This window comes from Leucobacter chromiireducens, from assembly GCF_051993095.1.
Classification (GTDB): domain Bacteria; phylum Actinomycetota; class Actinomycetes; order Actinomycetales; family Microbacteriaceae; genus Leucobacter; species Leucobacter chromiireducens.
In genome coordinates, this window is sequence record NZ_CP197024.1 from 169,538 (window position 1) to 193,531 (window position 23,994).

General features: G+C 68.8%; 24 protein-coding genes. 13 read left to right on the plus strand and 11 right to left on the minus strand.

Annotated elements, in window-relative coordinates; all coding sequences use genetic code 11:
• Nucleotides 1-65: 65 nt before the first annotated feature.
• On the minus strand, nt 66-1,406 hold the full coding sequence (locus ACR81A_RS00810) for a glutamate decarboxylase (protein ID WP_440313116.1): 1,341 nt from the start codon (nt 1,404-1,406) through the stop codon (nt 66-68).
• Nucleotides 1,407-1,537: 131 nt separating this feature from the next.
• Nucleotides 1,538-2,383 (minus strand): siderophore-interacting protein, encoded by an 846-nt coding sequence (locus ACR81A_RS00815; protein ID WP_440312260.1) that lies wholly within the window; start codon nt 2,381-2,383, stop codon nt 1,538-1,540.
• A 158-nt stretch (nt 2,384-2,541) separates the two neighbouring features.
• Between ACR81A_RS00815 and ACR81A_RS00820 the strand changes: the two genes are divergently transcribed.
• The 3 genes from ACR81A_RS00820 to ACR81A_RS00830 are packed head-to-tail and all read left to right on the plus strand — an operon-like array spanning nt 2,542 to nt 4,537.
• A complete protein-coding gene (locus ACR81A_RS00820; protein ID WP_202382536.1) occupies nt 2,542-2,907 on the plus strand; it encodes a GntR family transcriptional regulator in 366 nt (121 codons plus the stop codon).
• Complete coding sequence (locus ACR81A_RS00825) at nt 2,904-3,827, plus strand: ABC transporter ATP-binding protein (RefSeq protein WP_440312261.1); 924 nt, start codon at nt 2,904-2,906, stop codon at nt 3,825-3,827. The genes ACR81A_RS00820 and ACR81A_RS00825 overlap by 4 nt, the downstream gene beginning before the upstream one ends.
• Nucleotides 3,824-4,537, plus strand: a complete 714-nt coding sequence (locus ACR81A_RS00830; protein WP_440312262.1) for a hypothetical protein — start codon at nt 3,824-3,826, stop codon at nt 4,535-4,537. The genes ACR81A_RS00825 and ACR81A_RS00830 overlap by 4 nt, the downstream gene beginning before the upstream one ends.
• A gap of 82 nt (nt 4,538-4,619) precedes the next feature.
• Here ACR81A_RS00830 and ACR81A_RS00835 read toward each other — a convergent pair whose 3' ends face one another.
• On the minus strand, nt 4,620-6,026 hold the full coding sequence (locus ACR81A_RS00835) for a dicarboxylate/amino acid:cation symporter (protein WP_440312263.1): 1,407 nt from the start codon (nt 6,024-6,026) through the stop codon (nt 4,620-4,622).
• A 131-nt stretch (nt 6,027-6,157) separates the two neighbouring features.
• On the opposite strand from ACR81A_RS00835, the gene ACR81A_RS00840 reads away from it, so the two are divergent.
• Nucleotides 6,158-6,646 carry a YajQ family cyclic di-GMP-binding protein gene (locus ACR81A_RS00840; protein WP_202382532.1) on the plus strand — a complete coding sequence of 163 codons (489 nt, stop codon included), beginning with the start codon at nt 6,158-6,160 and terminating at the stop codon, nt 6,644-6,646.
• Nucleotides 6,647-6,744: 98 nt separating this feature from the next.
• On the opposite strand, the gene ACR81A_RS00845 is transcribed toward ACR81A_RS00840, so the two are convergent.
• From ACR81A_RS00845 to ACR81A_RS00860, 4 genes are read right to left on the minus strand one after another with little or no spacing between them, the layout of a single operon-like run.
• Nucleotides 6,745-7,941, minus strand: a complete 1,197-nt coding sequence (locus tag ACR81A_RS00845) for an ABC transporter permease (RefSeq protein ID WP_440312264.1) — start codon at nt 7,939-7,941, stop codon at nt 6,745-6,747.
• Entirely contained in the window at nt 7,938-8,627 is a 690-nt protein-coding gene (locus ACR81A_RS00850) for an ABC transporter ATP-binding protein (RefSeq protein ID WP_440312265.1), read from the minus strand. Before ACR81A_RS00850 ends, ACR81A_RS00845 begins: the two co-directional genes overlap by 4 nt.
• Complete coding sequence (locus tag ACR81A_RS00855; protein WP_440312266.1) at nt 8,624-9,688, minus strand: peptidoglycan-binding protein; 1,065 nt, start codon at nt 9,686-9,688, stop codon at nt 8,624-8,626. The genes ACR81A_RS00850 and ACR81A_RS00855 overlap by 4 nt, the downstream gene beginning before the upstream one ends.
• Before the next feature lie 3 nt (nt 9,689-9,691).
• Nucleotides 9,692-10,228 carry a hypothetical protein gene (locus ACR81A_RS00860; protein ID WP_440312267.1) on the minus strand — a complete coding sequence of 179 codons (537 nt, stop codon included), beginning with the start codon at nt 10,226-10,228 and terminating at the stop codon, nt 9,692-9,694.
• Nucleotides 10,229-10,375: 147 nt separating this feature from the next.
• Between ACR81A_RS00860 and ACR81A_RS00865 the strand changes: the two genes are divergently transcribed.
• From ACR81A_RS00865 to ACR81A_RS00875, 3 genes are read left to right on the plus strand one after another with little or no spacing between them, the layout of a single operon-like run.
• Nucleotides 10,376-11,077 carry a response regulator transcription factor gene (locus ACR81A_RS00865; RefSeq protein ID WP_440312268.1) on the plus strand — a complete coding sequence of 234 codons (702 nt, stop codon included), beginning with the start codon at nt 10,376-10,378 and terminating at the stop codon, nt 11,075-11,077.
• A complete protein-coding gene (locus ACR81A_RS00870; RefSeq protein ID WP_440312269.1) occupies nt 11,070-12,401 on the plus strand; it encodes a sensor histidine kinase in 1,332 nt (443 codons plus the stop codon). The genes ACR81A_RS00865 and ACR81A_RS00870 overlap by 8 nt, the downstream gene beginning before the upstream one ends.
• Nucleotides 12,398-12,805: a DUF3151 domain-containing protein gene (locus ACR81A_RS00875; protein ID WP_440312270.1), complete on the plus strand. Its 408-nt coding sequence runs from the start codon at nt 12,398-12,400 to the stop codon at nt 12,803-12,805. The genes ACR81A_RS00870 and ACR81A_RS00875 overlap by 4 nt, the downstream gene beginning before the upstream one ends.
• A gap of 21 nt (nt 12,806-12,826) precedes the next feature.
• Here the strand turns inward: ACR81A_RS00875 and ACR81A_RS00880 are convergent, their stop codons facing one another.
• Nucleotides 12,827-14,302: a peptide MFS transporter gene (locus tag ACR81A_RS00880; RefSeq protein WP_440312271.1), complete on the minus strand. Its 1,476-nt coding sequence runs from the start codon at nt 14,300-14,302 to the stop codon at nt 12,827-12,829.
• A gap of 25 nt (nt 14,303-14,327) precedes the next feature.
• Nucleotides 14,328-15,344, minus strand: coding sequence for an epimerase (locus tag ACR81A_RS00885; RefSeq protein WP_440312272.1), 1,017 nt, complete (start codon nt 15,342-15,344; stop codon nt 14,328-14,330).
• Nucleotides 15,345-15,511: 167 nt separating this feature from the next.
• Here ACR81A_RS00885 and ACR81A_RS00890 point away from each other — a divergent pair, with 167 nt between their 5' ends.
• From ACR81A_RS00890 to ACR81A_RS00900, 3 genes are all read left to right on the plus strand, one after another.
• Nucleotides 15,512-16,798 (plus strand): adenylosuccinate synthase, encoded by a 1,287-nt coding sequence (locus ACR81A_RS00890; RefSeq protein WP_202382522.1) that lies wholly within the window; start codon nt 15,512-15,514, stop codon nt 16,796-16,798.
• Between the two features lie 9 nt (nt 16,799-16,807).
• The gene (locus ACR81A_RS00895; protein ID WP_440312273.1) at nt 16,808-17,104 is read left to right on the plus strand and encodes a chorismate mutase; all 297 of its coding nucleotides are present in this window, start codon (nt 16,808-16,810) and stop codon (nt 17,102-17,104) included.
• A 131-nt stretch (nt 17,105-17,235) separates the two neighbouring features.
• Nucleotides 17,236-19,149, plus strand: a complete 1,914-nt coding sequence (locus tag ACR81A_RS00900) for a heavy metal translocating P-type ATPase (RefSeq protein WP_440312274.1) — start codon at nt 17,236-17,238, stop codon at nt 19,147-19,149.
• On the opposite strand, the gene ACR81A_RS00905 is transcribed toward ACR81A_RS00900, so the two are convergent.
• Both ACR81A_RS00905 and ACR81A_RS00910 read right to left on the minus strand, forming a co-directional pair.
• Nucleotides 19,134-20,063, minus strand: coding sequence for a 3-methyladenine DNA glycosylase (locus ACR81A_RS00905; RefSeq protein WP_440312275.1), 930 nt, complete (start codon nt 20,061-20,063; stop codon nt 19,134-19,136). The genes ACR81A_RS00900 and ACR81A_RS00905 overlap by 16 nt on opposite strands.
• Nucleotides 20,060-20,428 (minus strand): RNA-binding S4 domain-containing protein, encoded by a 369-nt coding sequence (locus ACR81A_RS00910; RefSeq protein ID WP_202382518.1) that lies wholly within the window; start codon nt 20,426-20,428, stop codon nt 20,060-20,062. The genes ACR81A_RS00905 and ACR81A_RS00910 overlap by 4 nt, the downstream gene beginning before the upstream one ends.
• A gap of 72 nt (nt 20,429-20,500) precedes the next feature.
• On the opposite strand from ACR81A_RS00910, the gene ACR81A_RS00915 reads away from it, so the two are divergent.
• The 3 genes from ACR81A_RS00915 (at nt 20,501) to ACR81A_RS00925 (ending at nt 23,954) form a co-directional block, all read left to right on the plus strand.
• The gene (locus tag ACR81A_RS00915) at nt 20,501-21,127 is read left to right on the plus strand and encodes a YigZ family protein (protein WP_202382517.1); all 627 of its coding nucleotides are present in this window, start codon (nt 20,501-20,503) and stop codon (nt 21,125-21,127) included.
• Nucleotides 21,128-21,210: 83 nt separating this feature from the next.
• Nucleotides 21,211-22,383: a DNA polymerase III subunit delta' gene (locus ACR81A_RS00920; protein WP_440312276.1), complete on the plus strand. Its 1,173-nt coding sequence runs from the start codon at nt 21,211-21,213 to the stop codon at nt 22,381-22,383.
• The gene (locus tag ACR81A_RS00925; protein WP_440312277.1) at nt 22,383-23,954 is read left to right on the plus strand and encodes an alpha/beta hydrolase; all 1,572 of its coding nucleotides are present in this window, start codon (nt 22,383-22,385) and stop codon (nt 23,952-23,954) included. The genes ACR81A_RS00920 and ACR81A_RS00925 overlap by 1 nt, the downstream gene beginning before the upstream one ends.
• The last annotated feature ends 40 nt before the right edge of the window (nt 23,955-23,994 follow it).

Consider the following 23,994-nt stretch of genomic DNA (forward strand, 5'->3'; position numbering starts at 1 on the left):
GGTGTCGCCATCCGCCCACGTGCAACACCCTGCCCTAGTGACCCCGATTCAGGGGGCGTAGGAGGTCAGTGGGAGAACGCCGGGTGCGCGGTTGGGTGCGGCAGCGGGCTCGTCAGCGACTCCAGGTAGGCGGTCTCCTCTCGAATCGCGTCGAGGAGCGCATCCGCGAGGTCCATCGTGAGTCCGTTGCGCACCACGATGCGCTGCACAATCTGCTCGGCAAGGTTGTCAGGCATTGGGTAGGCGGGCACCAGCCAGCCGCGCATGCGCAGTCGGTCCGACAGGTCGAAGAGGGTCCAGTTATCCGTGTGCCCCGCGCGGAGCCGCCACGCGAACACGGGAATCGTGGTGCCATCGCTCACCAACTCGAAGGCGGGCATCGCGCCGATCACGCTCGACAGGTGCACAGCGATCCGCTGCGACTCCGACTGCACCTCGGCGTAGCCCTCGCGGCCGAGCCGGAGGAAGAGGTAGAACTGCAGCAGGACCTGCGCGCCCGGGCGCGAGAAGTTGAGTGCCAGCGTCGGCGTCTCGCCGCCCAGGTAGCTCACCCGGAAGATCATGGACTCGGGCAGCGCCGCGGCGTCCCGCCACACGACCCAGCCGAGCCCCGGATACACGAGCCCGTACTTGTGGCCCGAGGTATTGATGGAGGCGACGCGCGGCAGCCGGAAGTCCCACTCCAGCTCAGGCTGGATGAACGGCGCCACCATGCCCCCTGAGGCGGCGTCAACGTGGATCGGGATGTCGAGTCCCCGATCCCGCTCGATCGCGTCGAGCGCTGCAGCGAGCTCCGCGATCGGCTCATAGGCTCCGGTGTAGGTAACGCCGAGAATGCCCACCACCCCGATGGTGTGCTCGTCGACCACCGCGTCGAGTGCCGCCCCGCTGAGCATCGGGTGCTCGTCGCTCACGGGAACGTACCGCGGCTCCACCTCGAAGTAGTTGCAGAACTTCTCCCAACAGACCTGCACCGCGCTCGACATCACGAGGTTGGGGCGCGCGGGTTCAGCGCCTGCGGCCTCACGTCGATGCTGCCACCTGCGCTTCAGCGCGATCCCCGCGAGCATGCACGCCTCGCTCGAGCCCACCGTCGAGGTCGCGGGCGCCGCGTCGGGGTTGGGTGCGTGCCATAGGTCCGCGATGATCCGCTGGCAGCGCTGCTCAATCGCGGCGGTCTGCGGATACTCGTCCTTGTCGATCATGTTTTTGTCGAACGCTTCGCGGTAGAGCTCGGAGGCTTCCTCCTCCATCCACGTCGTGACGAACGTCGCGAGGTTCAGCCGGGCATTCCCGTCGAGCATCGTCTCGTCGCGAACCGCGTGAAACGCGGTGAGCGGATCCATGCCCTGCTCGGGGATGCGGTGACGCGCCACCGTGGCGGGATCACCCGGGCGCCGGTGCATGGGGTGCAGGGGGACGGAACGGTCTGCTGAGGTCACGGTGGCTCCTTCGCGTGCCGGGAGGACGCCCCGGACGGAGTCGCCCTGCCCTCACGATAGCCCGCGCCGCGAGTTTTGGGGAGTGTGATCAGGCGTTACTTCTGCCGCCAGTAGCCGCAGAAGGTGACCGCCTCCTTGGGGACGCCCAGCGTGCTCACGAGGTGCTTGCGGCCGCCGCTCGCAAGCTGCTGCTCGCCGGCAACGAACGCGCGGCTGGGGATCCGGGTGCCGGGTTCACGCGAGAGCGCGCGGAGCGCGTCGAGCGCCGCGGTGCCGGGTCGAGCGGCGGGGTTGTTTGCCCGGTTGAGCCAGTGCACGCGAACGCCGGCGGGATGCACGAGCTCCTGCCGGTCTGCCGCCTCGGGCACCTCGATGATCGCGTCGCCGGTTGCCTCGGCGGGGAGATCGCGGAGGATCCCTGCCACGGCGGGAAGCGCGCTCTCGTCGCCCGCGAGCAGCACGTGCGGAGCCGCCTCGCTCGTCGCCGCGAAGCCGCAGCCCTGGTCAATCAGTGCGACGCGTGCGCCAACGGGGAGTCCGGTCGCCCACGGCCCAGCCACCCCGGCGTCGGTGCCGCCGTGCTCATCGTCGTGTCCGCCGCCGTGCACCACGAAGTCGATGTCGATCTCACCAAGTTCCGCCCGGAACTCGCGCACGGTGTAGTTGCGGATCGCGGGGCGTGTGGCCTTCGGGAGGGTGAGGTAGCGGAGGTAGCCGCGCATGTCGAAGCGCTCGGACATCCGATCGAACCGGGTTGCGTCGCCTGCCACGGGGATGGCGAGACGGAACCACTGGTCGAAGCCGAGGCCGCGCCACGCGCGCACGTCGGCCCCGCTCACGGTCACGCGAACGAAGCTGGGCGAGATCCGTTCGGCTCGTGTCACCTCGGCGGTGACGAGTCCGGTGTCGGCGTGGGAGACGGTGATGTTCTGAGCGGGCATGCGGCACTTCCTTGCTGGGGGCGGGGTGTGGGCCCGCCGCAACGAAACGTGTGAAGTAAGCCCACCCACACCATCATCTGATGAAGCGAGATTCTTGACAACCTGGAATATGGTGCGTAGGTTCATTAGTGAAGTAATGAACCAAGGAAGGGGTGGACGTGTTCGACGACACTCGACCGATCTTTCTGCAGCTGGCCGACCGCATCGCCGACGAGGTGCTGCGCGGGGTGTACGCCGCAGGGGAGCAGGTGCCATCCACGAACGAGCTGGCCGCGCACCTGCGCATCAACCCCGCGACAGCGGGGAAAGCGCTCGGTGTTCTGGTGGACCAGGGCGTGCTCGAGAAGCGACGCGGCATCGGCATGTTCGTCACCCCCGGCGCGCGCGCCCAGATCCAGGCGGAGCGCCAGCGCGACTTCACCGAGCGCTACGTCGACCCGCTGCTTGAGGAGGCCCGCTCGCTCGGCCTCACCACCACAGACCTGATCCGCATCATCTCCGAGAAGGAGGAGCCGAACTCATGACCGACATCGCCATCGAGACCCGCGAGCTCACGCGTCGCTACCGCGGCGCCGTGGCGCTCGACGGGGTCACGCTCGACATCCGAGCGAACACCATCACTGGGCTGCTCGGCAGAAACGGCGCCGGGAAGACGACGCTCATGTCGCTCCTCACCGCGCAGGATCGCCCGAGCTCGGGCAGCCTCCGCGTCGCGGGCCACGACCCCTTCGAGCGGGCGGAAACCATCGAGCAGATGTGCTTCGTGCGTGACAACCAGCGCTACCCCGACGACTACAAACTGAAGCACGCGATTCGCGCCGCAGCGATCTTCTACCCGAACTGGTCGCAGGAGCTCGCCGACCGGCTCATCGAGCAGTTCCGCATTCCCACGAAGCCCGTGGTGAAGAAGTTCTCGCGCGGTCAGCTCTCCGCGCTCGGCATCGTGCTGGGCCTCGCCTCCCGCGCGCCGATCACCTTCTTCGACGAGCCCTACCTTGGACTCGACGCAACGGCGCGCGCCATCTTCTACGACGAGCTGCTGGGCGACTACGTGGCGCATCCGCGCACCATCATCCTCTCTACGCATCTCATCGACGAGATGGATCGGCTGCTCGAGCGCGTCATCGTGCTCGACCAGGGCCGCGTCGTGCGCCATGAGGACGTTGAGGAGCTGCGCGGCGGCGCGTATCAGCTCGCCGGGAAGGCGTCCGCGCTCGACGGGTTCCTCGTCGGCCGACCGGTGCTCTCGCGCCGTGGTATCGGCGGGCTTGCGTCCGCGGTGATCGACGAGGCGCTCACGCCCGAGGCGCGCGCCGCGGCGACGGATGCCGGTCTTGAAATCACCCCCGTCTCGCTGCAGGACCTCGTTGCCGCCTACGGCGTGAACGATGACCTCGCGGCCGACGCCGCCCGCACGCCCAGCCTGGAAGGGAACCGCTCATGAATCGCACACTGAAGGTCACCCGGCTGCACCTCAACAGGCTCAGCAACTATCTCGGCACCCCGGCGATCATCCTGGTGATCGTGCTCCTTGTGTCGATCATCATCGCGCTCGCGATTCAGCGCGCCACCGGCATGGCCAGCGGCAGTGCCGAGTACATTGATGGCGCGCGTATGAACATGGGTGTGGTGTGGTCGCTCCCCGGCTTCCTCATCTACTACGGCGTGCAGGCCGTCGCGACGACCTACCCCTTCGCGCTGGCCCTCGGCACCACGCGCCGCAACTTCATCCTCGGCACGATGATCTCGAATGTGCTGCAGGCCGCCTACGTTGCGCTGCTGCTCGTGGCGCTCCTCGGCCTCGAGCTCGCCACCGGGCACTGGTTCTCGAACGCGTACGTGCTCGACGTGTACGCGGTGGGCGCCGGCAACCCCCTGATCCTCGCGGTGAGCGGTTTCCTCGGGGTGCTGTTCTGCCTCACAGTGGGTGGGCTCTTCGGCGCGATCTGGGTGCGCTTCGGGGCGAAGGGCCCCGGGATCTTGGGTCTTGCGCTCGGCCTCGCGCTCGCGCTGACGGTGCTCATTCTCGCACCAAACTTGGGCGAGATCTTCACGGGGATCACCCGCGGCGGGGTTGCGCTCGGCGCGGTCATCGCGATCGTGGTTGCGCTCGTGGGGACCTGGTTCGCGATGCGCCGAGCTTCCGTGCGCTAAGCCGAGTCGCGGCACAGGACAACAGGCGAGGGCGACCCGGAGTGAACCGGATCGCCCTCGCTTGAGTGCGTTGATGGAGTGGTTACGCGAGCTGCGCCGCGGGGGTGGGGCCCGCTGCCGAGTCCACGTCCTCGTTGTCGAACGCCTGGCCGCGACGCGGCGCGTTGTAGAGCTCCTCATCGAGGATGCCCTCGCGCTTCGACACGATCGCGGGCACGAGCGCCTGGCCAGCAACGTTCACCGCGGTGCGGCCCATGTCGATGATCGGATCGACGGCGAGCAACAGGCCAACGCCCTCGAGCGGCAGCCCGAGCGTCGACAGCGTGAGCGTCAGCATCACCGTTGCGCCCGTGGTGCCGGCGGTCGCCGCCGAGCCGACCACCGAGACGAGCACGATGAGCAGGTACTGCACGATGGTCAGCTCAATGCCAAAGAACTGCGCGATGAAGATCGCGGCGACTGCCGGGTAGATCGCGGCGCAGCCGTCCATCTTCGTTGTCGCGCCGAGCGGCACGGCGAAAGACGCGTAGCCGCGCGGCACGCCGAGGTTGCGCTCGGTGACGCGCTGCGTGAGCGGCAGCGTGCCGATCGACGAGCGGCTCACGAAGCCCAGCTGCACGGCGGGCCACACGCCCGAGAAGTACTGCTTGACCGACAGCCCGTGCGCGCGGACCAGGAGCGGGTAGACCACGAACAGCACGAGCGCGAGGCCCAGGTAGAGCACTCCGACGAACGCGGTGAGCGAGCCCATCGTGCTCCAGCCGTACTCGGCGACCGCATTGCCGATCAGGCCGACCGTGCCGAGCGGTGCGATGCGGATGATCCACCACAGCACCTTCTGGATGACGGCGAGCGCCGACTCCGTGAGCGTGATGAACGGCTCGGCCTTCTCGCCGATCTTCAGCGCGGCGATGCCGACCGCGGCAGACACGACGATCACTTGCAGCACGTTGAAGCTCGGGTTCGCGCTGAGAGCGCCGGTCTCGAGATCGACGGAGCCGCCCACCGTGAGGCCGAGGAAGTTGCCGGGCACGAGCCCGGTGAGGAAGTTCCACCAGGTGCCCACGGTGTACGGGTCTCCCGTCTGGAGATCAGTCTGTGAGGCGACGGCGCCGGGACGCAGGACGACGCCCAGCACGATCCCGATCGAGACCGCGATGAGTGCGGTGATTGCGAACCAGAGCAGTGTCTGCCCCGCGAGCCGCGCCGCATTCGTGACCTTGCGCAGGCCCACGATGCTCGACACGATCGCCGTGAAGATGAGCGGCACCACGGCCGCGCGCAGCAGCGAGACGTAGCTTCCGCCAATCGTCGCGAGGGTCGCGTGCAGTCCGTTCGGATTCTCCGCAGCGTCCGGTCCGATCGCCTTCGCGATGCCGCCGAGCACGAGGCCCAGCACGAGTGCGGCGAGAATCTGCCAGCCGAACGAGGTCATCCAGCGGGGAAGCGCGCGGCGTGTCGGTGGTGCGGAAACTGCGGGAGAAGCCATGGGCGGAGAAATCCTTTTCGTGCAATGGTGGCGCAAGTGCGCCGGGCCAACGGAGAGTGTAGCAACTCATTCGCTTTTCTTATTCCAGGTATTGCAAACTGTTTCCACGTGCGGCCCGCTAGGCTTATGGCATGGCTGATTCTTCGTTTGACGTGGTGAGCAAGATCGACTCGATGGAGGTCGAGAATGCGGTGAACCAGGCCCGTAAGGAGGTCGAGCAGCGCTACGACTTCAAGGGCGTGGGTGCTGACGTGACCCTGTCCGGTGAGACGATTCTCATCAAGGCGAACACGGAGGAGCGCGCGCTCGCCGTGCTCGACGTGCTCCAGTCGAAGTTCATCAAGCGCTCGCTCTCGCTGAAGGCGCTCGACACGGGCGAGCCCTTTGCGAGCGGCAAGGAGTACCGCATCGAGTCGAAGCTCAAGGAGGGCATCGACCAGCCCACCGCCAAGAAGCTGAACAAGCTCATTCGCGACGAGGGCCCCAAGAGCGTCAAGTCGCAGATCCAGGGCGACGAGCTGCGCGTCTCCTCGAAGAGCCGCGACGACCTGCAGGCCACGATGGCGCTCCTGAAGGGTGCCGACATCGAGGTTGCGCTGCAGTTCGTCAACTTCCGCTAGGCCAGGCAGGGCGATGCGTATGCTCCGGAGGAGCAGCGACCTTTCGCCACGATGGACGGGATCGCGCCTCGCAGCGTAGGCGCGGCCCCGTCCCCTGGCTAACCGCTCAGCGCGACCGTTGGCGGAACGCGCGCCGCGCGCCAGGCGGGAGCGATGCCAGCAACCGCGCCCACGAGCAGTGTTGCCGCAATCGCTGAGATCGGCACAAAGGGTGGGAGGGTGTACGGCAGCCCACCCGTCTGAGCGAAGACCGCCGTTGCTGCTGCGCCGATTCCGGTGCCTCCGACTCCGCCGAGGGCAGACAACACCAGGGCCTCGCCAAGGAACTGCCGCCTGATGTGCGAGCGCCGTGCGCCGATCGCACGGCGCAGGCCGATCTCGCGCCGGCGTTCGATGACCGAGATGATCATTGTGTTCGCGACGCCGATGCCCCCAACGAGGAGCCCGAGCGAACCGAGCCCGAGCAGGAGACCCGTGAACGTCTCATCCGTTGCCGCCTTCGCCGCGAGCGCATCGGAGGGGCGGGACACCGTGATCGTTTCAGGTTGCTCCGGCGAGAGCGTCTGCGGCAAGAGCGCGCGCGTTTCGGCAAGCGTCTTCTCGGCCGCGCGCAGGTACATCCGCGTCGGCGAGCCGTCGAAGTCGAGCCGGTCGAGCGCGACCCGCTTGCCCACGAGGGCCGAGGTGTCGAGCTCGGGTGCGAGTTCGACCGGGTCGAGAATGCCGACGACTGAGAACTGCTGGCCGCCCAGCCACACGAGGGAGCCGGCCCGTTCGGTGCCGAGTTGCCGGGCCGCCCGATCGCCGAGCACGACCGCCGGGTAGGCCCCCGTGGCCTCGGTGAGCCAGGCACCCGAGCGCACGGAGAGATTGAGCACCTCGGCGAGGCTCGTGTCTGCCGCCCGCACGGCGAGCCCGCCACTCTGCGCCTCCGGAATGAGCTCGCTGCGATAGATCCGGACACCCGAGAGCGCGCCCACACCCGCTGCGCTCTGGGCGCCAGCGACGCGCGTGATCCTGCCGGTGCTGTCCTTCGGAAGTGAGGCTTCGCCGCCGAAGAGATCCTGACCGGCCTCGACGGTGAGCAGGTTGGTGCCGAGCGCGTCGAGTTGCTGCGAGAGTTTCGCCTGGCTCGACGCTGAAATGCCGAGCACGGCAACCATTGCCGCGATGCCGATCGCGATGCCGAGGGCCGAAAGGACCGCGCGTAGCGGTCGGGCGCGCAACCCTGCCGTGCTGAGCGCGGCAAGGTCGATGGTGCGCAAACGTGATCGCTCCACCGATGCCCGGCTCATGCGACTGCCCCCGCGTGATGATGCGCCGGCTGATCGTGGATCACGCCGTCGGTTACGCGGACGCTGCGCGGCAGGCCCGCCGCGAGCTCGCGGTCATGGGTGATCATCACTATCGTCGTTCCCTCCCGATTGAGTTCGCCGAGCAACTCCATCACGCTTGCTCCTGAGGCCTGATCGAGGTTGCCGGTCGGTTCGTCGGCGAGCAGGATCGCCGGGCGCCCAACCGTCGCGCGCGCGATGGCGACGCGCTGACGTTCGCCGCCCGAGAGCTGACTCGGGTGATGACGCAGCCGGTGGCCGAGGCCGACCCGTTCGAGCGCGGCCGTCGCCTCCCGCCGCCTCGTCTGACGCGAGCACCCGCGGTAGAGCAGCCCATCGCCAACGTTGTCGAGCGCCGATCTGCCGTCCGAGAGGTGGAACTGCTGGAACACAAAACCGATCCTGTGGCACCGCACATCGGAGAGGGCGTTGTCGCTGAGCTGCGACACGTCGTCACCCGCGAGTACAACGCGCCCGCTCGTTGGTCTGTCGAGCGTGCCGAGGATATTGAGGAGGGTTGATTTGCCCGAGCCAGACGGGCCGACGACGCCGACAAACTCGCCCGCCGCGACCGAGAGATTCACTCCGCGGAGCACCTCAACCGGAGGGGTGCCGAAGCTGCGGGTAATATCCGTGAGCTCGATCATGCGGCTGCCGTCACCACCTCGGTGCCCGCGGTGATGCCCTTGCCGGACACCTCAACCATGCCGCCCGCGAACATGCCTGTCTCGACGGGCACCTGTGTCGTTTTCGTGCCGTCGCGGCCGACGACCTCCAGGCCATATCCACCACCGGGCAGCGCGAGGAGCGCGCCGACAGGAACGGAGAGCACGTTCTCGCGGGTCTCACTCGTGAACGCGATGCGCACGGACGCGCGGTCGATGTCTGCGGCATCCTTTGGCGTGTCGAGCGTGACGGTCACGGGTACCGTGGCGGGTGCCTCGGGTGCTCCCTCGCCGGACTTCTCAGGAGTGCGCGGCGGCTCGACCGCAGTGACGGTGCCGGGGGACTTCGCACCGCCCGGCAGCTCAACCTCAACCTTTGCGCCGACAACAGCGAGGCGTTGCTGCGCGAGTTTGAGCTCAGCTGTCACGCTCTTGCCGAGCTCAGACACCCGCAGAATCGGGGTGCCCGGGGCGGTCGTCGCCCCCGGCTCGAGCTCGGCGGAGGCGACCCTCAGCGGGCCGGGTGCGAAGAGGATCTCACCGAGGCCGATCTCGCCGGTGAGGGGTCTGCCCGTCGCTTCCTGCCAGAGCCGGATCCCGATCCGCGTGTTGTCATCGAAGATCTCGTCGGCGCCGCCCCAGAAATAGCCGAGCTCGCCGAGTGAAGCCTCGAGCTGCTGCACGTCGGGGCCGTCCGTCATGCCGAGCTCGAACGACCGCCATTGCGGCAGCGGCCCCCGAAACAGAGCGACGGGGGAGTTGTCGATGGCGAAGAGCTCGCCCCCGAGGTCGACGGTTGAGCCCGGCTTCGCCCGTGAGGTGAGCGTGCCGGCGCCGCCCGAGACTGCACGTTCACCCGCGTAGCCGAGCGTCCCCTGCACGAGCGTGCGTTCGGAGAGGTCGCCCTGCGCGACTTTCACTGTGGTGCCGGGCGCATGCTTCTCGACGGGCGGCGGGGCCGCTGGACGCATGAGCACGAGTCCCGTGGCTGCGAGCCCCGCGACCGCGACGGTGGTGGCGACCGCCACCCAGAGCTTTCTCATCGCTTAACCCGCGTTCGCCGGGACACCGGAAATGCCGCACGCCTCGAGCGCCTCCGGCGAGATCTCCTCGGTGAGGGTGAGCCCGACACCCGGCTGCGGATCTTCGACGTCAGCGCCGTGCTCACGGAGGCACTGGGTGAGCTTCAGCGTCTCTTCACGCATCGCCTCCTCGGTCATCGGCTTGCCATCGGGCCCCACTGGGGCCGGCGGTTGGCCGACCTTCGCCTCGCAGGTCTTGTTCGCAGCCTCGAACACATCCATTCCGCCGAGCTCGTCGATGTTGAGTGCCTCAGCGGCGGCGTTCGGGTCTGAGCTCGGCGTCGGGTAGTCGATGCCCTCGCCCTGCATGCACTCGGCGTACTTCACATGCCAGGTTTGAAAGTCCTCGGGCCCCGCTCCCGCTGCGGAGGAACCCGTCTCGGACTTACCGGAATCCAGACCACCCGCTGCGGGTGCGCTGCTTGTGCACCCCGCGAGCAGCAGGGCCGCCGTGGGGAGCGCGATGAGCGCGATGCGGCGAAGGGGTGTGTGATGATTCATGGTGACTCCTCGATACGGTGTGCGGTCGCGAATGCGACCCGCACCCAGTCCAGGGCACACGGGCTCAGCAGAGCGTCTGCGAAATTGCAGACCTTTTCTTAATGTCGCGCGTGCTTGACTGGGCGGGCCATCGCAAGGAGGAGCATCATGCGCGTACTGATCGTCGAGGACGAGGCATACCTCGCTGAGGCCGCCCAGACGGTGCTCCGGCGTTCGTCGATCGCCGCCGACATCGTGCTCGACGGGCACGCGGCGATTGAACAGCTCGGGCACACCGAGTACGACGTTGTGCTGCTCGACCGCGACCTCCCCGGCCTGCACGGCGACGAGGTGTGCGCATGGATTGTCGCGAATGTGCCGGGCACTCGGGTGCTCATGCTCACCGCTGCCGGGCTGCTCGACGAAAAGGTCGAGGGGTTTGCGCTGGGCGCCGATGACTACCTCGTCAAGCCGTTCGATTTTCCCGAGCTGCTCGTGCGGCTCCAGGCGCTGCACCGGCGAAACGCGCCGCCCCTGCCGCCCGTGCTCGAGGCCCACGGAGTGCGCCTCGACCCGTTCCGCCGCGAGGTGTTTCGCGATGGCAGGTATGTGCACGTGAGCCGCAAGGAGTTCGCACTGCTGCGCACGCTGCTGGAAGCCGGCGGCGGCGTCCTCAGCGCGGAGCAGCTGCTCGAGCGCGCGTGGGACGAGAACGCCGACCCGTTCACGAACGCCATCCGCGTGACCATGTCGACGCTGCGCAAGCGGCTCGGCGAGCCCCGCATCATCCAAACGGTTCCGGGAGTTGGCTACCGGATCGTCGGGCCGGAACCCGCGCTCGGACCCGCTGTCGGCGGCGGCGATGCGTAGCGCGGATGCTGCCCAGAGCCGCGGTCAGGATCGCGGCCGGTTCCGCCTCACTATCCGGGCGCGCATCACGCTCAGTGTCGCGTTGCTCATCGCACTCGGTGGTGGCGTGCTCGTTGTTGGTCTGAACCTGTTCATGCAATATGGGCCGGTGTGGGCAATCCAGTCAGCCCCGGCGATGCCGGCGGAGACCCTCGACCTCGGCGTCGATTCGGTCGCGCCCACCTCCCCGTATGGAGATGACGCGGCCGAGCTTGCGGGGCCGCTTGAGAACTCTGATGCGCTGTCGCTCGCCGCCCCAGTTCTCGAGATTCGGGACGTGACCGACGTCTTCCAGACGCTGCTCTGGTCGTCGATCATCGCGCTCCTCGTGATTGTCGCGCTTGGCGCCGTCGCCGCCTGGGTGCTCGCCGGCCGGGTGCTCTCACCGCTGCACGACATCAATGCCGCGGCCCGGGCCGCGACCCCCGGCAGACTCGACCGTCGCGTTGCTCTCCGCGGCCCACGCGACGAGCTCACCGATCTGTCGGACACTCTCGATGACATGCTCGAGCGGCTCGAATCCGCGTTCACAGCGCAGCAGTTGTTCGCCGCAAACGCCTCGCACGAGCTGCGCACCCCACTCGCCACACAGAAGGCGATGCTTGATGTGCTGCTCGACGGGCCCGAGCCGACCTTGGCCGAGTACCGGCTCGCGGCAGAGCGGCTCCGAGAAGTGAATGCGCGGAGCATCGAGACGGGCGAGGCACTCCTCGACCTGACGAGAGCTCAGGTCGGACTCGCAGCGGCCGGCGGATTCGGCGGGAACGGTAGCTCGGGATCGCTCGCCGTCGAACCGCGCACGGCTCGCGAGCTCGCGGCGGCCGCGCTCGACCACACCGCAGCGCGACTCGAGGAGCGCGGGCTCACTGTCGACCTCGACATTGACGCACACACCGTGTGGGTCAACCCGGCGATGTTCACGCGACTTCTCGACAACCTCGTCGAGAACGCGGCCCGGCACGCCGCTGCAGGCAGCCGCGTCGCTCTCGAGTGGCGAGCTGACAGTGCAGAGTCTGTGCTTGCTGTCCGCAACGCGGCAGAGCCCCTGCCCGCTGAAACCCTTGAACGGCTCCATCAGCCGTTTGTTCGTGGTGGCGGGCGCGTGCGGACCGGCTCAGGCAGCGGCCTCGGCCTCGCGATCGCGTCTGCCGTCGCCCAGACTCATGGCGGGGCGCTCACAGTCGCGTCGGCTCCGAGCACGGAGGGCGCGGGGCCCGGCACTGAGGAGTTCCGTGTGGAGGTGCGGATCCCACTCGAAGGGCCGGTCGCTACACTGGCGGCATGATCGGTGAGAACCTCCTCGGACCTGAACCCACTCGCTTGGCCACGGATGTCGCGGCAGACGCGCTTGCTGCTGGTATCGATCCCGAGCAGGTGGTGCGTGCGCACCCCGAGTCGCCGCTCGCGTGGGCGGTGCTCGCGGATGAGGCAGCCGCCGCAGGGCGCGAGATCGAAGCGTATGCGTTTGCGCGCGTGGGGTACCACCGCGGGCTCGACGCGCTCCGCAAGTCGGGCTGGCGCGGGGCCGGCCCCGTGCCGTGGTCGCACGAGCCGAACCGTGGCGTGCTGCGCGCGCTCTACGCGCTGCGCCGGGGCGCCGCCGCGATCGGCGAGGAGGCCGAGGTGACGCGCCTCACCGAGTTCCTCGATGGCGCAGACCCGGAGGCCATCGCCGCAATCGAGGCGTAGCGGCTCGCGCCGGGTGCGGCGCTACCGTACCCCCTCCATCAGGCGGAGAATCGGCTTTCGCGCGAGGAAGAGTGCGATGCCGACCACGATCGATGCGCCACCGATCGTGAGGAAGTACGGCACCTCATTGCTCGGATCGTAGAACGCGGAGAGCGAGCCGGACGCCGCAGAGCCGAGCGAGATGGACAGGAAGAACAACGCCACCATTTGCGAGTGGAACGCGCGCGGCGCGAGCTTTGTCGCGAGCGACTGGCCGACCGGCGACAGGCACAGCTCTGCGATTGTGAAGAGCAGTAGGATTCCGGCGAACGCGATGAGCGGGATCGTGCCGTTCGCGCTGCCCGCGAGCGGGATGAAGCACAGGAAGGCGAGGCCCATGATGCCCGCACCGAGCGAGAACTTCACGGGCGTGCTCGGCTGACGGTCACCGAGCTTCACCCACATCGCCGCGAAGACGCCCGCGAGCACGATGATGAACACCGGGTTGATCGACTGCACCATGCTCGGCGGCATCTCCCAGCCGAACACGGTGCGGTTGAGGCGCTGATCGGCGTAGATCGCGAGCACCGTGAACTGCTGCTGGAACAGCGTCCAGAAGACGGCCGAGGCGAGGAACAGCGGGATGAAGGACGTGACCTGCCGGCGCTCGATCGGAGAGATGGCACGGCTCGAGAGGATCACGATGAAGAGCGTGATCACGGCGATGACGATGAGCACCACGACGATGTCGGAGAGGTTCTCTGCGGTGACCCAGCCAGCGAGCACCGCGGCGGCGATCACGGCGATCGCCGCACCAAAGATGAGCAGCCAGCGGCGCTGCTCGCTGGAGGAGAGCGGGTTCGCCGGAGCCGAACTGGCGGCACTGCGCGTGTGGCGGCGCAGCGCGATGTACTGGATCAGGCCAGCAGCCATGCCGATCGCAGCGAGGCCGAAGCCCCAGTGGAAGCCCTGCCAGCCCCAGAGCGCGCTCGTGGCGAGCGGGCCGAGCAAGCCGCCGATATTGACGCCCATGTAGTAGATCGAGAAGGCGGCATCGCGTCGTTGGTCGGTCTTCTCGTACAGGTCACCGAGCACGGTCGACGTGGTGGTCTTCAGCGATCCCGAGCCGAGTGCTACGCACACGAGGCCGACCGCGAGCCCCGCGACCCCCGGCAGCAGCGCGAGCGCGATGTGCCCGGCCATGATGAGGCAGGCCGCCGCGAGGAGTGTCCGCTCCGCGCCGAGCACGCGGTCGGCGACCCAGCCGCCGAGCACCGCGGAGAGGTAGACAAGCCCGCCGTACGCGCCCACAATCGAGGTGGCCGCGGCCTGCGAAAGGCCCAGCCCGCCGTCGGTGACGGAGTAGTACAGGTAGTAGGCGAGAAGCGCCTGCATGCCGTAGAAGCTGAAGCGTTCCCACATCTCGACGCCCGCGAGGTTCGCGAGCCCCCACGGGTGGCCGAAGAAGCCGCGTGACTGGGGTCGTTCAGCGGGCATGGTGGGGTGGTGAGTAGGCATGAGTCCCTTCAGGGGACGGCCCCCTTCACTCTCCAGCGTACCCGCGCAGCTGTGAACTGCGCAGGCGAGCGTCGACGTCGCGCAGCGCGGGCTCGAGCTCTGGCCAGGCGAACTCGTAGCCGGCGGCGAGGAGCGCCGCGGGCGGCGCCCACCGGCTCTTCAAGACCATCTCGGTCTCCGTGCGCAGCACCCACGTCGCGGGTTCGAGCATCCACCGGAAGGCAGGCAGTCCGACAGTCGCCCCGACGGTGCGGCGCAGAATGCGCATCAGTGTGCGGTTGTCGCTCACACCCGGTGCCGCGACATTGATGGGGCCGCTGATGTCAGGCGACGCGAGTGCGAAGCGCACGATTCCCACGAAGTCGTCGACGTGCACCCAGGTGAAGCGCTGGCGGCCGCGAGTGGGGCGCCAGAGGGGCCGCTCCGCGGCGGTGGGGTGCGTGCCGAAGCCGCGATAGCGTCGGTGCGGAAACCACGGGCCGTCGATCTGCGGGCCGCCGAGCCTGAGGCGGGCAAGCCGGAAGAGGAGGCGCGTTGCGGGCCCATCGCCCAGCACGATGGAGGTGCGAAGTGCAACGCGGCGCGTGCCGGGGAGGTCCGCGGCCAGGAACTCCCGCTCCCACGACCGCGCAACGTCCACGGAGAAGCCAGTGCCGAGCTCGCCGTCGGCTTCCGTCTGCGGTCGGTCCATCGCGTGCCGGTAAATCGTGGTGGTGCTCGCATTGAGCCACACCGCGGGTGGCTGCGCGCTCGCCGCAATCGCGTCAGACAGCGCGCGGGTGGTGTCAAGGCGGGAGCGGAGGATCTCGTCGCGGTTCGCGTCCGTGTAGCGGCAATCCACGCTTTTCCCGGCGAGCCCGATCACGGCGTCGGCGCCGTCGACGAGGGCACGGATCGCCGCAGGGTCATCCCAGCTCGCGTCGGCACCCGCGCGGCCAATCGTCGAGACGCGCCAGCCATCCGCCGCGAGCTCTGCCGAGAGCCGGGTGCCGAGGAAGCCAGAGGCACCGCCGATGACGAGCCGGCGCGGAGGGTGTGGCATGGTGCTCCTCTCGGGGCCGCGACGCGGCCGCTCTGCACAGGCTAACGAGCGCGTGTACCGACCGAAAAGCCCTGTTGAAAATGCGGAAAAGGGCAAGCGCGGCGGCCCTGACCCTGGTCACGGGTAGACTGGGGCGGTATCTGCCTAGTGCGAAGGAAGGGGCTGAAATGCCCGCAGTGCTCATCACCGGTGCCCAGTGGGGCGATGAGGGCAAGGGACGCGCGACCGATCTCCTCGGAAGCCGCGTCGACTACGTCGTCAAGTTCAACGGCGGCAACAACGCCGGTCACACTGTCGTGATCGGAGACCAGAAGTACGCGCTGCACCTGCTCCCGTCGGGCATCCTCACGCCCGGCGTTGTGCCGGTCATCGCGAACGGCGTGGTGGTCGACCTCGCCGTGCTGAAGCTCGAGCTCGATGCGCTCAAGGAGCGCGGCGTCGACGTCTCGAAGCTGAAGGTGAGCGCCAACGCGCACGTCATCACCGAGTACCACCGCACCCTCGACAAGGTGACCGAGCGCTTCCTTGGCAAGCGCCAGATCGGCACCACCGGCCGCGGCATCGGGCCCGCCTACGCGGACAAGATCAACCGCGTCGGCATCCGCATCCAGGACATCTTCGACGAGGGCATCCTCCGCCAGAAGGTCGAAGCGGCACTCGAGTTCAAGAACCAGGTGCTCGTCAAGATCTACAACCGTCGCGCGATCAACGCCGACGAGGTGGTCGCCGACCTGCTGAGTTACCGCGAGCTGCTCGAGCCGATGGTGTGCGACACCGGACTGCTGCTTCACAACGCTCTCGCCGACGACAAGACGGTGCTGTACGAGGCCGGCCAGGCCACGATGCTCGACATCGACCACGGCACGTACCCATTCGTGACGAGCTCGAACGCGACCTCGGGCGGCGCGGCCACCGGCTCCGGCGTGCCCCCGCACAAGATCGACCGCATCATCGCGGTCATCAAGGCGTACACGACTCGCGTGGGATCGGGCCCGTTCCCGACCGAGCTGTTCGACGAGATGGGCGAGTTCCTGCAGACGAAGGGCGGCGAGTTCGGTGTGACCACCGGCCGCGCGCGCCGCTGTGGCTGGTACGACGCACCGATGGCTCGCTACGCGGCGCGCATCAACGGAGTCACCGACTTCGTGCTGACGAAGCTCGACGTGCTGTCCGGCCTGAAGACGATCCCCGTCTGCGTCGCCTACGACGTGAACGGCGTGCGCCACGATGAGATGCCGGTCAACCAATCCGACTTCCACCACGCCGTGCCGGTGTACCAGGAGTTCCCGGGCTGGGACGAAGACATCACGGGCTGCCGCAGCTTCGATGAGCTGCCGAAGAACGCGCAGGACTACATCGTTGCCCTCGAGGCGATGAGCGGCGCGCGCTTCTCCGCGGTGGGCGTTGGCCCCGAGCGCGAGCAGGTCGTCGAACTGCACGATCTGCTCGATTAAGGGATCGCGATGACTGAACCGACCCCTGTCGAACGCCTCGACCGCCTGCGCTCCAGCATCGACAATATCGATGCAGCGCTCGTGCACATGCTTGCGGAGCGCTTCCGATGCACGCAGGAGGTGGGCCTGCTAAAGGCCGAGAACGAGATGCCGGCGTCCGATCCGTCGCGTGAAGCGCGGCAGATCGCTCGCCTGCGCAGCCTCGCGGAGGACGCGCACCTCGATCCCGAGTTCGCCGAGAAGTGGTTCAACTTCGTTGTCGCCGAGGTGATTCAGCACCACACGCAGATCGCCTCCGAGCGCTAACGCGTCGGGTCAGATCCCGATCGAAGCACGCAGCGCCCACCCGGTTTCGGGTGGGCGCTGTCGCGTTTTTGAGGGGTGAGGTATGCCTACGCTGTGGTGCGGGAATGCCTGCTCTGGGAGACAATGGAGAGATGAAGAAGTTGCGGAGCGCCGCGCGCGCGTACCCCGCCGTTGCTGCCACGCTCGTCGTCGGTGTGGTCGGCCTCCTGCTCCTCGCGACCCCGGGTCGCGACGCGGCGCCGTGGCTCGTGGGCGGCTACGCGCTGCTCATTGCCGCGTGGCAGGCCGTCGAGATGGTGCGGCAGCTGCTGCGCGGCCACGCCGGCCTCGACATCCTCGCGGTCACCGCGATCGTCGCCGCAGTGCTGGTGGGGGAGCCCTGGGCCGCGCTCGTCGTCGTGCTCATGCTGACGGGCGGCGAGGCACTCGAAGACTACGCCGAGAACCGATCGAAGCGCGAGCTCACCGCACTGCTCGAGCGGGCGCCCAGCCGCGCGACCCGCGTGCTCACCGGGCAGCTCGACGAAGATGGTGCCGATCGCACCGAGGACGTCGACGTGCACGAGATCATGGTCGGCGACACTCTGCTCGTGCGTCCCGGAACCCTCGTGCCGGTCGATGCGATCCTGCTCGAGCACGGTGCCTCCTTCGACGAGTCGTCGCTCACCGGCGAGAGCCTGCCTGTTGAGCGGGCTGCGGGAGAGAAGGTCTCCTCCGGCGTGGTCAACGGGCCGGTCGCCGTGCGCATGCGCGCCACCGCGCTTGCGAGCGACAGCCAGTACCAGCAGATTGTGCGCCTCGTCGAGGACGCCCAGGGCAGCAAGGCGAAGACCGTGCGCATGGCCGATCGCTACGCCGTGCCATTCACCCTCTTCTCGCTCGCAATCGCCGGGATCGCCTGGGCCGTGAGCGGTGACGCCGTGCGTTTTGCCGAGGTGCTCGTCGTGGCGACGCCGTGCCCGCTGCTCATTGCGGCGCCCGTCGCGTTCCTCGGCGGCATGAGCCGCGCTGCGAAGTCTGGGCTCATCGTGAAGGGCGGCGGCACGCTTGAGCAGCTCGCCCAGGTGCGCTCGGCCGCGTTCGACAAGACGGGCACGCTCACCACCGGCAAACCCGAGCCGCGGCGCATCGTTGCGCAGGAGGGCTTCACCGAGGACGAGGTGCTGCAGCTCGCCGCCTCCGCCGAGGTGTTCTCCTCGCACGTCCTCGCGAGCGCCGTCGTGGGCGCGGCGAAGGAGCGCGGCATCGAGCTCGTTGCTGTCGAGTCGGCGGAAGAATACGCCACCAATGGCGTCGAGGCACGTGTGGCCGCCGGGCTTGTGCGCGTCGGCAAGCCCGCGTGGGTGGCCGAAGCCGCGCCGGCGCTGCGGCACGTGGGGCTCGAGCCGGGTGAACTTGCGATCTACGTGTCGCTCGATGAGCGCTTCGCCGGCACGCTCGTGATGCGGGATCGCCTGCGCGATGACGCGATCGACACGGTGGCCGAGCTGCGCGAGCTGGGCGTCGAACACATGCTCATGGTGACGGGCGATGTCGCGGCGACAGCGAACCCGCTCGCGGCGCAGCTGCGCATCGGTGAGGTGCACGCGGAGTGCACCCCCGCCGACAAGGTGCGCATCATCGCCGGGGTGGAGACGCGCCCGCTGCTGATGACGGGCGACGGGCTGAACGATGCGCCCGTGCTTGCGGCGGCCGACGTGGGCTTCGCGATGGGTGCGCGCGGTTCGACGGCCGCGAGCGAGTCGGCCGACGTGGTGAACCGCTTCGACCGGATCGCCGGGGTGGCTGACGCGGTGCGCATTGGGCGCGACACGGTGCGCATCGCGGTGCAGAGCATCTGGCTAGGCATTGCGTTCAGCGTGGTGCTGATGCTCGTCGCTGCCTTCGGCTTCCTGCCGGCGCTCGTGGGAGCGTGGATGCAGGAGCTGGTCGACCTCGTGGCGATCTTGGGCGCGCTGCGGGCGATCCGCGGGCCGCGCCGCTCGGCTGAGCGTGTCGCCCGCGCCCCGAGGCTCGCCGAGTCCGCCGCTCACTCCGCAGAGTAGCGCCGCGACCCCGCAGACCGAGCCCGGGCAATCGCCGCGAGCACGCGCTCCCGCAGCGCATTTCCGCGCGCCGCAAAACCTCGTTGCAGCGCCGCGTATTCACGCTTCCCCGCGCTGGTCTCGATGGGGATCGGCGCAAGCGGCGTGCCGTCAGCCCCCGCATACCCCGTGACGTCGTAGGGGGAGGCCCGCATATCGACCTCGCGGATGTCGCGGGCGAGCACGAACGTGTCGAGCAAGAGATCGCCCGGCACGATCGGGCCAAGCTTTGAGGCCCACTTGTACACGTCCATGCCCGCGTGCAGGCAGCCGGACTGCTCGAGCGCGGGCTGCGTCTCGCGAGTGGGCCGCAGCGAGTTCAGCGGCGCCGCCTCGGGCGTGAAGAAACGGTAGGCATCGAAGTGGGTGCAGCCAATCTGGTGCGACTCAACCACGGCGTCGGTCGCGGCGTGGCCGATACGCAGGGGCAGGGCGCTGTGCCGCAATTGTTCGGGGGTGAGTCGGTAGACCATCGCCCACTCGTGCAATCCGAAGCAGCCGTACTTGGGGGTGTGCTCGAGTGTGGCTGCGAGCAGCTGCTCGACGAAGTCCACGGTGCCGCCGCGGCGCGCGAAGAACGTGGGCAGATCGACGAGCGCGTCGGCGGAATCAGCTCCGGCCGCGCGGTAGTACCGCCACTCCGAGCGGGCCGCGCCGGCGCCCGCGAGCCGAACACCTGCACCCGGATGCCAGCGCCGCAGCTCGCCCGGCTTCACCGAGTAGTACGTCCACAGAAAGTCTTCGATCGGGTGCTTCTCGCGCAGTTGTGTGCGGGATCGATGCCCCGCGGTGAGCGCATCCGCGCGTTCCTCATGGGCCCGCTCGAGCGCGCGCCACTCCGCCTCGACGAGCGAGGGTGCGACTGCCGTGCTCACCGGCCGCGCAGCCGATCGAGCTCGCGCCGATCGCGCTTCGTGGGGCGGCCCGCGCCAGGATCCCGAACAACCGCGGCGGGGCGCTCCACCCGGGGCGGGGCGGGCGGCGTGAGGTCCTCGAAGTGTTTCGCGGCCTCCTCCGCGCTGCCGCGGCGCACGGGCAGTCCGGTGACCCGGTAGATGCGTTCGAAGCCGTGCAGGCGTACCCGCACCACGTCGTCGAGGCGGACGGGCTGCGCGGCCTTCGCGGTGGCGTCATTCACGCGAACATGACCTGCACGGCACGCGGCGGTGGCCTGGCTGCGCGTCTTTGCGAGGCGCACACCCCACACCCACGCGTCTATCCGTACACTCTCGCCAGCCATAGACTCGATGGTACCGAGACTCGGTGGGCTTCGCCCGGGAACCGGGCCGCCGCAAATGCCCGGGGAGGGGTCATGGAGTACGAGACGATTGGCGAGGCCGTCGACACCGAGCTCGAGATCTCGCGATCGCGCTTCCTCACCCGGCTGGAGCGGGTCGCCTCGGAGGAGGAGGCGCGCGCGGTGATCGCGCGCGTGCGTGCCGAACACCCGCGCGCACGCCACCACTGCTCGGCATTCGTGATCGGACCCGAAGCGCGGATTCAGCGTTCGAACGACGACGGCGAGCCGAGCGGCACCGCCGGGGCACCCATGCTCGACGCGCTCACCTCCGCCGGCGTGAGCGACGTGGTTGCGGTGGTGACGCGCTACTTCGGTGGCGTGCTCCTTGGGGCAGGCGGGCTCACCCGCGCGTACCGTGCCGCGGTCGCAGAGGCGATGCTCCGTGCCCGGCGCGTGCAGCGCGCGATTCGCCACGAGGTGACCGTCCACTGCGCCTACGACGTGGCCGCGCAGATCGAGGCCGAGGCGCGCCGCCGCGGGTACGGGGTGGGTGGCGCAGACTATTCCGATCACATTGCCCAGCGCTTCCACATCGCGGAGAACGAGATCGCGCCGCTCGCGGAGCTTTCGGCTGAGCTCAGCGCCGGGGCCGCAACGATGGATCGCGGGCCTGCCGAGTTCGTCGACCTCGCGGGCTGAGCGCGGCCGCGGAGCTCCGCTTCGGCGCTCCGTCTGCACCGGGAGCGCCCGTCCCTGTCAGGGGCTCGCGGTACGCTCTTGGGGTGGAGTACTGGGCAGAGATCGTCGGTCAGAGCGAGGCCGTTGGCACACTGCAGCGCGCCAGCGAGCCGGACGCGGTGGTCGCGCACGCCTGGCTCATCACCGGCCCGCCAGGCTCGGGCCGCTCGAACCTTGCGTTCCGCTTCGCTGCCGCGTTGATTGCGCGGCAGGAGAGTGAGCGGGCGCACGTCTTCGAGCAGGTGCGCGCCAGGACGCACCCGGACCTCGGTGTGCTCACCACCCAGAAGCTGCTGATCGACATTCGCGCGGCCCGCGAGATCGTCACGACCGCGCACTACGCACCCGCCGAGGGACGCTACCGCGTGATCGTGATCGAAGATGCGGACCGTATGCCGGAGCGCACCTCGAACGTGCTGCTGAAGGCGCTTGAAGAGCCGCCGGAGCGCACCGTGTGGATTCTGTGCGCCCCGAGTGAGGCCGACTTGCTTCCCACCATCCGGTCTCGCACCCGTTCGCTGCGCCTGGCAACCCCGAGCCCTGACGACATCGCGCGCCTCCTGCACGAGCGCGACGGCATTGACGCGGCAGCGGCCGAGCGCGCAGCGCGCCTGGCGCAAAGCCACATCGGCATGGCGCGCCGGCTCGCCTCAGACCCTGACGCGATGGCGCGGCGCGATCGAAGCGTGGCGCTTGCGCTGGGCATCGCGACTCTCGGCGACGCGATGCGCGCCGCGGCAGCGCTCATGAAGGTCGCAGAAGCCGACGCCACCGCGCTGACCGAGGAACGCGACGCGCGCGAACGAGAGGACGCGCTGCGCAGCCTCGGCCTCGCGCCGGGCGCTGCGATCCCGCCGCAGATGCGCGCACAGATCCGCGCCCTCGAAGAAGACCAGAAGCGGCGGGCCACGCGCAGCCTGCGCGACGGCATCGATCGGATTCTCACCGACCTGCTCTCGGTGACGCGCGACATCTTGCTGTACTCGCTCATCGTCGATCGCGACGCGGAGCAGCCGGTGGCGGATCCCGGCATCGAGGTCATCAACCGGGAGCAGCTTGCGCAGATCGCGGATCGGGCCGGACGATGGGGGCCCGAGCGGGCACTCGCCGTGGTGGCCGCAGTCGAGACCGCGCGCGAGCGGCTGGGTCGTGGCATCACCCCCGGGCTCGTACTCGAGGCACTGTTCGCCGGAATCATCGCAGTGGAGGACGCATAATGGCCGCACCCGACGATCGCCGCAGCGTGTGGCGCAGGCTGACCCTCGGTGGGGCTGCGCTCGCGGCTGCCGCGCTGCTCGCTGGCTGTTCCCTCATCCCTGGGCTCGGCGGAGCTGGCGGCGGAAGCGATCCCAAGCTGCCGACGAAGCCCGTGGGTGATGCGCAGAGCTTCCAGGAGCAGGAGCCCGAGTGGCAGCCCTGCGCGAGCGGCATGCGGTGCGCTGATGTGTACGCGCCGCTTGACTGGAGCGAGCCCGAGGGGGAGGCGATCACGCTGCGGCTCGTGAAGAGCGAGGCGACGGGCGGCGTGAAGAAGCTGGGCACGCTGTTTGTGAACCCGGGCGGCCCTGGTGCCTCGGGCGCCGAGTACGTGGCGAACGCGGTGGAGCACGCCGTGTCCGCCGACGTGCGCGCGGCATACGACGTGATTGGGTGGGATCCGCGCGGTGTGGGGAACTCTGCTCCCGTGGAGTGCCTCGACACGAAGGGGATGGACGAGTACCTCTACGGTGACGACGCCGAGACCGCGGATCTCGAGCGCGGCAGCGACGCCTGGATCGATGTGGCACGCGCGCAGGCGAAGGAATTCGCGCAGGCGTGCGAGGAGCGGAACGGAGACCTGCTCGCGCACGTCGCAACGAGCGACACCGTGCAGGATCTTGACATGCTGCGCGGCATCGTGGGCGACGCGAAGCTGAACTACCTGGGCTTCTCCTACGGCACCTATATCGGTGCACGCTACGCGGATGCGTACCCGGAGCGCGTGGGGCGGCTGGTGCTCGACGGTGCGATGGACCCCGAGGCCACCATGCGAGACGTGGTGCGCGAGCAGACGATCGGCTTCGAGAACGCGCTGCGCGCGTACACAACCGACTGCCTGCAGCGCCGCGGTTGCCCGCTCACCGGCTCGGTGGACGAGGCGATGGCGCAGATCGGTGCGCTCTTGGATCGCGTCGACGCGAACTCGCTCACCGGCAAGGACGGGCGCACGGTCTCCTCGGGGGTCGCGCTCACCGCGATCGTCTTCCCGCTGTACTCGCAGGAGATGTGGGGCTACCTCGACCAGCTCTTCACATCGCTCGCTGTTGACGACCCTGAGATGGCACTGATCCTCGCCGACGCCTACAACGACCGGCAGGATGGGGAGTACCAGAGCAACTCGACGGAGGCGTTCTCCGCGATCAACTGCCTCGACTACCCGAACGAGCTCGATGTGCAGCGCATGCGTGACGATGCGGCAGAGCTCGCGCAGATCGCCCCGACGATCGGTCGCTACCAGGGGTACGGTGACATCAGCTGCGCGGAGTGGCCCGTCCCGGGGGTTGCCGAGCGCACCCCAGTGACCGCCGCGGGCGCGGACCCCATCCTCGTCGTCGGCACCACAGGCGACCCGGCCACGCCCTATCGCTGGGCCGAGTCGCTCGCCACGCAGCTCGAGAGCGGCACGCTCGTCACCTACGTCGGAGAGGGGCACACCGCCTACACGACGAGCTCCTGCGTTGGCGAGGTGGTCGACGCCTACTTCCTCGACGGCACCGTGCCGGCGGCAGACCCGCACTGTACGGTGTAGTTGGCTGAGCCGCGCGCGGCGGCGCGCCCGGCCTGCAGGC

What these genes read in the sequence shown, in the direction of transcription:
- ACR81A_RS00810 (WP_440313116.1), bottom strand. Translation starts at nt 1,406, where the DNA reads ATGCACCGGCGCCCGGGTGATCCCGCCACGGTGGCGCGTCACCGCATC.
- ACR81A_RS00815 (WP_440312260.1), bottom strand. Translation starts at nt 2,383, where the DNA reads ATGCCCGCTCAGAACATCACCGTCTCCCACGCCGACACCGGACTCGTC.
- ACR81A_RS00825 (WP_440312261.1), top strand. Translation starts at nt 2,904, where the DNA reads ATGACCGACATCGCCATCGAGACCCGCGAGCTCACGCGTCGCTACCGC.
- ACR81A_RS00830 (WP_440312262.1), top strand. Translation starts at nt 3,824, where the DNA reads ATGAATCGCACACTGAAGGTCACCCGGCTGCACCTCAACAGGCTCAGC.
- ACR81A_RS00835 (WP_440312263.1), bottom strand. Translation starts at nt 6,026, where the DNA reads ATGGCTTCTCCCGCAGTTTCCGCACCACCGACACGCCGCGCGCTTCCC.
- ACR81A_RS00840 (WP_202382532.1), top strand. Translation starts at nt 6,158, where the DNA reads ATGGCTGATTCTTCGTTTGACGTGGTGAGCAAGATCGACTCGATGGAG.
- ACR81A_RS00845 (WP_440312264.1), bottom strand. Translation starts at nt 7,941, where the DNA reads ATGAGCCGGGCATCGGTGGAGCGATCACGTTTGCGCACCATCGACCTT.
- ACR81A_RS00850 (WP_440312265.1), bottom strand. Translation starts at nt 8,627, where the DNA reads ATGATCGAGCTCACGGATATTACCCGCAGCTTCGGCACCCCTCCGGTT.
- ACR81A_RS00855 (WP_440312266.1), bottom strand. Translation starts at nt 9,688, where the DNA reads ATGAGAAAGCTCTGGGTGGCGGTCGCCACCACCGTCGCGGTCGCGGGG.
- ACR81A_RS00860 (WP_440312267.1), bottom strand. Translation starts at nt 10,228, where the DNA reads ATGAATCATCACACACCCCTTCGCCGCATCGCGCTCATCGCGCTCCCC.
- ACR81A_RS00865 (WP_440312268.1), top strand. Translation starts at nt 10,376, where the DNA reads ATGCGCGTACTGATCGTCGAGGACGAGGCATACCTCGCTGAGGCCGCC.
- ACR81A_RS00870 (WP_440312269.1), top strand. Translation starts at nt 11,070, where the DNA reads ATGCGTAGCGCGGATGCTGCCCAGAGCCGCGGTCAGGATCGCGGCCGG.
- ACR81A_RS00875 (WP_440312270.1), top strand. Translation starts at nt 12,398, where the DNA reads ATGATCGGTGAGAACCTCCTCGGACCTGAACCCACTCGCTTGGCCACG.
- ACR81A_RS00880 (WP_440312271.1), bottom strand. Translation starts at nt 14,302, where the DNA reads ATGCCTACTCACCACCCCACCATGCCCGCTGAACGACCCCAGTCACGC.
- ACR81A_RS00885 (WP_440312272.1), bottom strand. Translation starts at nt 15,344, where the DNA reads ATGCCACACCCTCCGCGCCGGCTCGTCATCGGCGGTGCCTCTGGCTTC.
- ACR81A_RS00890 (WP_202382522.1), top strand. Translation starts at nt 15,512, where the DNA reads ATGCCCGCAGTGCTCATCACCGGTGCCCAGTGGGGCGATGAGGGCAAG.
- ACR81A_RS00895 (WP_440312273.1), top strand. Translation starts at nt 16,808, where the DNA reads ATGACTGAACCGACCCCTGTCGAACGCCTCGACCGCCTGCGCTCCAGC.
- ACR81A_RS00900 (WP_440312274.1), top strand. Translation starts at nt 17,236, where the DNA reads ATGAAGAAGTTGCGGAGCGCCGCGCGCGCGTACCCCGCCGTTGCTGCC.
- ACR81A_RS00910 (WP_202382518.1), bottom strand. Translation starts at nt 20,428, where the DNA reads ATGGCTGGCGAGAGTGTACGGATAGACGCGTGGGTGTGGGGTGTGCGC.
- ACR81A_RS00915 (WP_202382517.1), top strand. Translation starts at nt 20,501, where the DNA reads ATGGAGTACGAGACGATTGGCGAGGCCGTCGACACCGAGCTCGAGATC.
- ACR81A_RS00925 (WP_440312277.1), top strand. Translation starts at nt 22,383, where the DNA reads ATGGCCGCACCCGACGATCGCCGCAGCGTGTGGCGCAGGCTGACCCTC.